The following is a 7,860-nucleotide window of genomic DNA, read 5'->3' on the forward strand; positions in this document are numbered from 1 at the left end:
CACTGAGGTGGCAGAGGGCTACTGCCAGGGCATCAGCGGCATCGTTTGGTTCCGGAACCTGGGATAGCTTGAGCTGAAGCCTGACCATCTCCTGAATCTGCTCCTTGGAGCTGGCACCGTAGTTGGCTACCCGCTGCTTTATCCGGGCGGGGGTATATTCATAGCTGGGGATTCCCTTGTAGTCGGCGACCAGGAAAGCCACCGCTTGAGCACGGCCGATGGCCAGCGCCGACTTGACATTTTTGGCCAGAAAAGGTTGCTCTACAGCGACAGCATCAGGCTGATAGCGTGCCACAATTTCCAGGAGCTGATTATAGAGATAACTCAAACGCTCCCCGATTGGGGAGCGTGGCGCAGGATTAAGAGAACCGTAATCGACCAGACTTATTTCATCGTCTTTGCCGGCTATTATCCCGTAGCCCATGGCTATAGTCCCGGGGTCAACGCCTAAAATTATCATTACCAAGCTTTTAATATCACTGCGGGGAAACGGTATGTCGTGTAGCTAATATCAAGTCTGCTCCTGGTACTTTTCCAGAATCGCGTCGGGGAAATCGACATTGCTGTAAACGCCCTGGATTTCATCCAGTTCCTCCAGTTTGTGTAATAGTTTCAATGTTTGTATTGCCGCCTTTTCTTCCAGGGAGATGGTGGTCTTGGGTATCATCGTTAGCTCGGTGGAATCCACAGGGACGTTCTTCTCTTCCAGGCTGGCTCTGATCGCCTCCAGGTCATCAGGCCTGGTGTAGATTTCGATATAGCCGTCCTCTGTTTTCACGTCATCAGCCCCGGCATCAATGGCCTGGAGGGTCAGTTCTTCCGTGTCCAAATCACCGGTCTCTACCCTGATTAATCCCTTCGGGTTGAAGAGCCAGGTAACACTGCCGCTTTCTCCCAGGCTGCCGCCCCCGCGGGCGAATATGTTACGTATTTCCTGTATGGTGCGGTTGCGGTTATCGGTCAACGCCTGTACCAGGATAGCCGTCCCGCCGGGCCCGTAACCTTCCATAACCATTTCTGAGAGGGTGACTCCCTCAAGCTCGCCGCTGCCCCGCTTGATTGCCCTTTCGATATTCTCCAGCGGCATATTGCTATCGCGGGCTTTCTGTATGGCTAACCGCAGCCGGAAGTTAGATTCGGGATTGCCGCCCCCCTGGCGTACCGCAACGATTATCTCGCGGGTGAGTTTGGTGAAAAGCTGACCTCGCCTGGCATCAGCCACGCCCTTCTGATGTTTGATCGAGGACCATTTGGAATGTCCTGACATCGCTAGCCCTCCTTGCTGACTGACAAGACCAACGTGATAATTCTAGCACCAAACCTGCTTGCGGTCAAAGGCGCGCCGCAGAAATTATTGTCTTTACCGTCGTCTTGGATTATACTCAGACTTAGCGATGACAGAGAAAGGCATGGCGTGAGGTTCGGCATACTCCGGGACAGGGTACTGTCCACCGTCCTGCTAATAGCTATTCTGGGGGCTTTAGGGATATTGCTGTATAGCGTCATTGCCCCCCCTGTCAAGGACAGGTATACCGAATTCTATCTCCTGGGATTGAATGGAAAGGCTGGAGGCTATCCTGAAGTCTTGACGGTAGGGATGGAGAGTCAGGTTATCGTGGGCATTGTCAACCGGGAGCAGGAGACGGTGACTTACCGTATGGAAGTGAGCCTGAATGGAGCGGAGGTCGGCGGACTGGGTCCGCTGACGTTTGAGCCTGAGGGAAAATGGGTAGGGGTGGTGGGTTTTACCCCGCGGAGCGCCGGGGAGAGACAAAAAGTGGAGTTCTGGCTCTACCGGCAGGGATTGAATGAAGTCTACCAGAGCCTTCATCTCTGGGTGGATGTTAATTGACATCCAGATTGACGGGGGTTAAAATCAACTCACCATGCATCTATTCGGTAGCTCCGGGATACGGCGGGTGGCTGACAGATCTCTGGTTGAGCTGGCGCTGAAGGCGGGTCTGGCGGTCGGTACGGTCTATGATAGGGTGGTGGTGGGTTGTGATACCAGGACCTCCAGTGATGCCGTCAAGCATGCCTTTATCTCCGGGGCGCTCGCCGCCGGTTCCGAGTGTTTTGATGCCGGAGTTGTGCCCACACCGACCCTGGCTCTGGCTGCGCGGGAGTTTCAGGCCGGGGCAATGATTACCGCCTCGCACAACCCCCCCGAATATAACGGCATCAAGCTTGTAAACCCGGACGGCTCTGCCTTTGATGCTGTTCAGCGTGAGCAGGTGGAGAGACTGATTTCAGATGATTCGTTGCCGGCTGCACCGTGGCGCGGGATTAAGAGCGCTGGTTTTTATCGGGGGGCAGTTGAAAAGCATATCGAGCATATACTGCGGGATTTCCCGGTCAGGATAAGGCTTAAGGTGGTGCTGGACTGCGCCTGCGGGGCGGCTTCGGTGATTACTCCCGGTCTGCTGGAGAGAATGGGCTGCGAGGTCATTACCATGAATTGTTCTCCCGGCGGCTTTTTCCCCCACCCGGTGGAACCGACGGAAGCCAATCTGGCGGGATTGATTCAGGCGACCCGGGAATATGGCGCTGATTTGGGTATTGCTCATGACGGGGATGCGGACCGGATGATGGCGGTGGATGACCGGGGACGGTTTATCCCGGGAGACAAGCTGCTGGTGCTCTTCGCCGAGCAGGCAGGGGCCAGGAAAATGGTAACTACCGTTGACGCTTCAATGGTGGTTGAGGAAAGGGGTTTTCAGATTATCAGGACGAGGGTCGGCGATATCTACGTCTCCGAGGAGCTTAAACAGGGCGGAGACTTCGGCGGCGAACCATCCGGTAGCTGGGTCTTTCCCGGTAGCTCGCTCTGCCCCGATGGCATCTATGCCGCCGCCCGGCTGGTATCTATCGCCGGTGAGCAAAAAATATCGATACTGGTTGATGCCATACCTGATTATCCTCTCCTCCGCGGTGATATCACTGCTAATAGCGTAGCAACTTCCAACCTGGAGAAACAGCTTCTGGTGATGAACCCGTTATCGGTAAATAATATCGATGGAGTTAAACTGAATTTTGCTGACGGCTGGCTGCTGGTCAGGGCTTCAGGGACTGAACCTAAAATAAGGATAACGGCCGAGGCCGCAAGCCGGGAGCGGGCGCAGCAACTTTACGACAGGTGTGTCAGCCTTATTATCAGGGAGGATAAAGAGAAGTGAGGAGATCAGATTGAAGGCAGTTATCCTGGCTGCCGGGGAGGGGAACCGGATGCGTCCCCTTACCTATACCCGGCCCAAAGTAATGATACCGGTCGCCAATAAGCCTATCGCGGAACATTCGCTCGTTGAGGTGGCCAAGGCGGGTATTAAGGAGTTTATCTTCATCGTCGGTTACCATGATGAGCAGCTGCGCGCTTACTTCGGCAGCGGTGATAGATGGGGAGTGAGCGTGGACTACGTTACTCAGCGCAAGCAAGGTGGTACGGCTGACGCGGTGAGAGTGGTCGAGGGACTGGTGAAAGAGAACTTTCTGGTGATAAACGGAGATGTGATTGTCGGTCATGAGGAAATCGCGGCTCTGATGGGCGGCAATGGTATTACGATGAGCCTGGTGGAAGTTGCGGATACCCGAGACTTGGGGACGGTTGAGTTGAGCGGGGACAGGGTAGTCCGCATTCATGAAAAGGTGCCCAATCCTCCTTCTAATCTGGCTAATGCTGGCCTGTATCTGTTCACTCCGGAGATATTTGCCGCGATAGCGCGGACTCCGAAGTCGCCCCGGGGTGAATATGAGCTGACGGCTGCCATACAGTTGCTGATAGACGGCGGACACCCGGTTTACTGTCATCAGATCAGTCGCTGGATTGACCTCAGTTACCCGTGGGACTTGCTGTGCGCCAACCAGACCTTGCTTTCGGGCATGGAAGCCCGGAACCTGGGTATGGTAGAGAAGAATGTGGTCATTAAAGGGAGCGTATCCATCGGGAGTGGTACGGTGGTCAGGTCCGGCTCATATATCGTTGGGCCGGTGATGATTGGCCAGGACTGTGATATCGGGCCTAACTGTTATATCCGTCCCCATACTGCCATCGGCGATGGTTGTCACGTGGGCGCGGCGGTGGAGGTTAAAAATTCAATAATTATGAACGGCAGTAAAGCGCCTCATCACAACTACGTGGGTGACAGCATCATCGGTGAGGGGTGTAATCTGGGGGCGGGCACCAAGATCGCTAATCTCAAGCTTGATGAGAGTGATATTTGGGTGGCGGGGAAAAATACCGGGAGGCGTAAACTGGGCGCGATAATGGGGGACAGGGTTGAGACCGGGATTAATGCCTGCATCAATGTGGGCACGATGATTGGTAACGGTACTCATATTGGTCCCGGGGCGGTTGCCCACGGAGTTATTTCACCAAATTCAAAGGTGTTTTAGTATTATCATGAAGCAAGCCGTAATCCTAGCCGCCGGGGAAGGCCAGAGACTGAGGCCGTTTACCGTGACCCGGCCCAAGGTGATGCTCTCTATAGCCGGTAAGCCGATACTCCGGTATGTCGTCGAGGCTTTAGCCCGAAATGGCATCCGTGATATTGTTATCGTCGTCGGATACCGGAGGGAAGAGATTTTCGATTATATGGGCAGCGGAGAGCAATTTGGCGTCAATATAGTTTACATAACACAGGACAAGCAACTGGGCACAGCCCATGCTCTAGCCCAGGCCAGGGATGCCGTCGAAGACGAGTTTCTCATTCTGCCGGGTGACAATTTGATCGAAGCCGGCACTATCGCCCGGTTTGTTACCGTTAAACCGCACGCGGTGCTGGTCAAGAAAGTGGATAACCCGGCCAGATACGGTGTGGTGACTGTTGATGACGGCCTGGTGCGGGAGATTGTGGAAAATCACGGGGATGCAGAGGCTAATATCATCAATACCGGTATTTATGCTTTCAATAAAGAGGTCTTTAATTTTATGGAGACCGAACTGGATATTCCCGGTGTCCTGAACAGGATGCGGGCAGAGGGTTGTCTTATTAGCGCTCAGGAGACGGATGGTACCTGGCTTGATGCCGTCTATCCGTGGGATATATTAAGTCTGAATGATGCGGTTCTGCGCCGCATACCGGCTAGCCTGGGCGGCGTTATTGAAGCGGGCACTTCGGTGAAGGGGCTGGTATCGGTGGGCGAGGACACAATTATACGCTCGAACTCCTATATCCTTGGACCGGTGGTTATCGGGCGGAATTGCGATATTGGCCCTAACGTGTGTATCCTGCCGTCGACCAGTATCGGTGATAATGTGGTTATCTCCGCATTCAGTGAGATTGAACATAGCGTCATCGGCAATGATGTTCATATCGGCGCCGGCTCAATTGTCCAGGATACGGTTATTGATAAAGGCTGTGTTATTAAAGGACACTTTCTCGCCTGTCAGAGTGAAGCCGAGGTATGTATCAACGGTGAACACCAGCGGGTAAATGTCGGGGCCATGCTCGGCGCGGGCTGTAACCTGGAGAACAGTGTGGTCGCTCAACCGGGGGTGATTGTCGGTAACTACACTCAGGTTAAAGCCATGAAACTGATTAGTGGCAATCTCCCTGACCGGAGTTTTGTTCTTTAGAGGAACTATGTGCGGCATAGTTGGTTACGTTGGTGATAAGCAGGCTCAATCCATACTGATTAATTGTTTAAGAAGGCTGGAGTACCGGGGCTACGATTCCTGCGGCGTGGCGGTGGCTTTCGATGAGATTGAAGTCTACAAGGATGCGGTCAGAGTCGAGGCGCTGGGAAAAACGTTACCCTCCCTCCAGGGGATGATAGGGGTTGGGCATACCCGGTGGGCGACTCATGGCGCGCCATCTCAGGTCAACGCTCACCCTCACCTGGATTGTACCGGGAATATCGCCGTGGTGCATAATGGCGTTATCAGTAATTTCGAGGCGCTGAAGAAGCTTCTGGTCAGCGAGGGACACAGGTTCGTCTCGGAAACGGATACCGAGGTAATCCCGCATCTTATTGAGAAATACTACGATGGCGATCTGGTGAAAGCGGTGGCTGCCGCCCTGGCTGACATTGAAGGTTCCTATGCTGTTATCGTGTTACGCGCCGGTGAGCCAGGGCTGGTGGCGATCAGAAAGGATAATCCGTTAATTATCGGCGTCAGTGACCGGGAAAACTTTATCGCCTCGGATGTGCCGGCAATACTGGACTATACTGACCGGGTTATCTACCTGGAAGACGGCGATATCGGGGTGGTAACCAAGGATGAGATAAAAATTAGCCGTAATGGCGCCGTGGTTAAATGGAAAGAGAATAAGGTATCATGGGGCGTTGAGGAAGCTCAAAAAGCGGGCTATGAGCATTTCATGCTCAAGGAGATTCATGAACAGCCCAGGGTAATCCGTAATACCCTGGGGGAGTATACCCGGGCCACGGAGTCAATGGGCGACCTGGCGGTCATCAGGGATACCGGAAGCGAACCGGTGCTCATACTGGCCTGCGGCACTTCTTACCATGCCGCTTTAATCGGTAAAAATATTTTCGAAGAGCTGCTCAGGATTCCGGTGAGGGTTGAGCTTGCCTCTGAGTTCAATTACTACAGCCAGACGCTGCCCAGAACGGTAGCTATCGCTCTTACCCAGTCCGGAGAGACGGCTGACATATTGAAGGCAATGAAAAAGCTGAAGGAGATCGGCTGCCGGGTGATTGCCATTACCAATGTAGTCGGCAGTACGGTCAGCCGTATTGCCAGCCAGACCATTTATACCCAGGCCGGACCGGAGATAAGCGTACCGGCTACCAAGACTTTTATGGCCCAGCTCATGGTGCTTTACTGGCTGGTAACGTCTTATTCCCGGGCTGATGCCAAGAGATTAGCCTCCCTGCTTATGGAGCTAAGGCAGCTACCGAGCAAGGTACAGCAGGTACTGGATAATGAGAGTAAGATTGTGGAATACGCTCAATATCTGGCCAGGTATGACAATGTCTTCTTTATCGGCAGGGGTATCAATCTGCCGGTGGCTCTGGAAGGAGCGCTCAAGTTGAAGGAAATTTCCTACATCCACGCTGAAGCCTATGCCGCCGGAGAGATGAAGCACGGTCCCTTTGCCCTGCTGAGCGGCAGCACTCCGGTCATTGCCATTGTTGCCAGGGACAGTACTTACAATGCGATGTTGACCAATATCAAGGAAGTTAAAGCCAGAGGAGCTCCCCTGATAGCGCTGGTCGGGGAGGGGGAAGAGGCTGTTGAAGGGCTGGCTGACCTGGTAATCGCCGTGCCGCGGGTTGACCCCGTGTTTTCACCCGTGGTCAATACGGTAGCTTTACAGCTGCTGGCTTACTACGCGGCTAAAGAGAGAGGTTGCTCGATAGACTTCCCGAGAAACCTGGCGAAAAGCGTTACCGTGGAGTGAGAGAGAGGGCGAGCAACAACCCGGTTTGTGCGTGAGTCAGCCTTGTTTTGATGTTCCGTGACTTGAATACTGAATAGCGTTGTGATATACTTTTTCTGATTAGTGAAGTGGGTTTGATTCCCACTTTTTTGTTATAGCCTAAAATATATTGGGGGTCGGAGATGAAGAGTGACTTTCTACTGGCTATCACTCAGCTCTCGGCTGAGAAGAACTTACCTAGCGAAGTAGTGGTTGCTGCGGTAGAACAGGCATTAGTATCAGCTTACCGTAAAGATAATTTTGCGGCTAATCAGAATATTTCAGTCAAGATTAACCCGTCCAGCGGTAAGGTCCAGGTATGGGCGGAGAAAGCTGTCGTTGAAAAACCTGTGGATAGTCGTAGTGAGGTATCGTTAACTGAGGCTCGCCGTATCAAGCCGGATGCGGAGATTGGGGATGTGGTTGTAGTGGAAGCCACTCCGCATAATGCCGGGCGTATTGCCGCTCAAACCGCCAA

Annotated in this window: 8 protein-coding genes; 6 read left to right on the plus strand and 2 right to left on the minus strand. The window is 53.4% G+C overall.

What is annotated here, in order from left to right; all coding sequences use genetic code 11:
* On the minus strand, positions 1-460 hold a 460-nt coding region (ruvC, locus tag Q8Q07_07525; protein ID MDP3880134.1), incomplete at its 3' end, for a crossover junction endodeoxyribonuclease RuvC.
* A gap of 51 nt (positions 461-511) precedes the next feature.
* Positions 512-1,267 carry a YebC/PmpR family DNA-binding transcriptional regulator gene (locus tag Q8Q07_07530; GenBank protein MDP3880135.1) on the minus strand — a complete coding sequence of 252 codons (756 nt, stop codon included), beginning with the start codon at positions 1,265-1,267 and terminating at the stop codon, positions 512-514.
* A 147-nt stretch (positions 1,268-1,414) separates the two neighbouring features.
* Between Q8Q07_07530 and Q8Q07_07535 the strand changes: the two genes are divergently transcribed.
* The 6 genes from Q8Q07_07535 to Q8Q07_07560 all read left to right on the plus strand — a co-directional run.
* Positions 1,415-1,852 (plus strand): DUF1616 domain-containing protein, encoded by a 438-nt coding sequence (locus tag Q8Q07_07535; GenBank protein ID MDP3880136.1) that lies wholly within the window; start codon positions 1,415-1,417, stop codon positions 1,850-1,852.
* A gap of 34 nt (positions 1,853-1,886) precedes the next feature.
* The gene (gene glmM, locus Q8Q07_07540) at positions 1,887-3,176 is read left to right on the plus strand and encodes a phosphoglucosamine mutase (protein ID MDP3880137.1); all 1,290 of its coding nucleotides are present in this window, start codon (positions 1,887-1,889) and stop codon (positions 3,174-3,176) included.
* Between the two features lie 10 nt (positions 3,177-3,186).
* Positions 3,187-4,389 carry a sugar phosphate nucleotidyltransferase gene (locus tag Q8Q07_07545; protein ID MDP3880138.1) on the plus strand — a complete coding sequence of 401 codons (1,203 nt, stop codon included), beginning with the start codon at positions 3,187-3,189 and terminating at the stop codon, positions 4,387-4,389.
* A gap of 7 nt (positions 4,390-4,396) precedes the next feature.
* Positions 4,397-5,572, plus strand: coding sequence for a sugar phosphate nucleotidyltransferase (locus tag Q8Q07_07550; GenBank protein MDP3880139.1), 1,176 nt, complete (start codon positions 4,397-4,399; stop codon positions 5,570-5,572).
* Between the two features lie 7 nt (positions 5,573-5,579).
* The gene (glmS, locus tag Q8Q07_07555; protein MDP3880140.1) at positions 5,580-7,364 is read left to right on the plus strand and encodes a glutamine--fructose-6-phosphate transaminase (isomerizing); all 1,785 of its coding nucleotides are present in this window, start codon (positions 5,580-5,582) and stop codon (positions 7,362-7,364) included.
* 161 nt (positions 7,365-7,525) lie between these two features.
* A partial coding sequence (locus Q8Q07_07560; protein ID MDP3880141.1) for a NusA N-terminal domain-containing protein occupies positions 7,526-7,860 on the plus strand: 335 nt, incomplete at its 3' end.

The sequence above is a fragment of the Dehalococcoidales bacterium genome, assembly GCA_030698765.1.
Taxonomy (GTDB): domain Bacteria; phylum Chloroflexota; class Dehalococcoidia; order Dehalococcoidales; family UBA2162; genus JAUYMF01.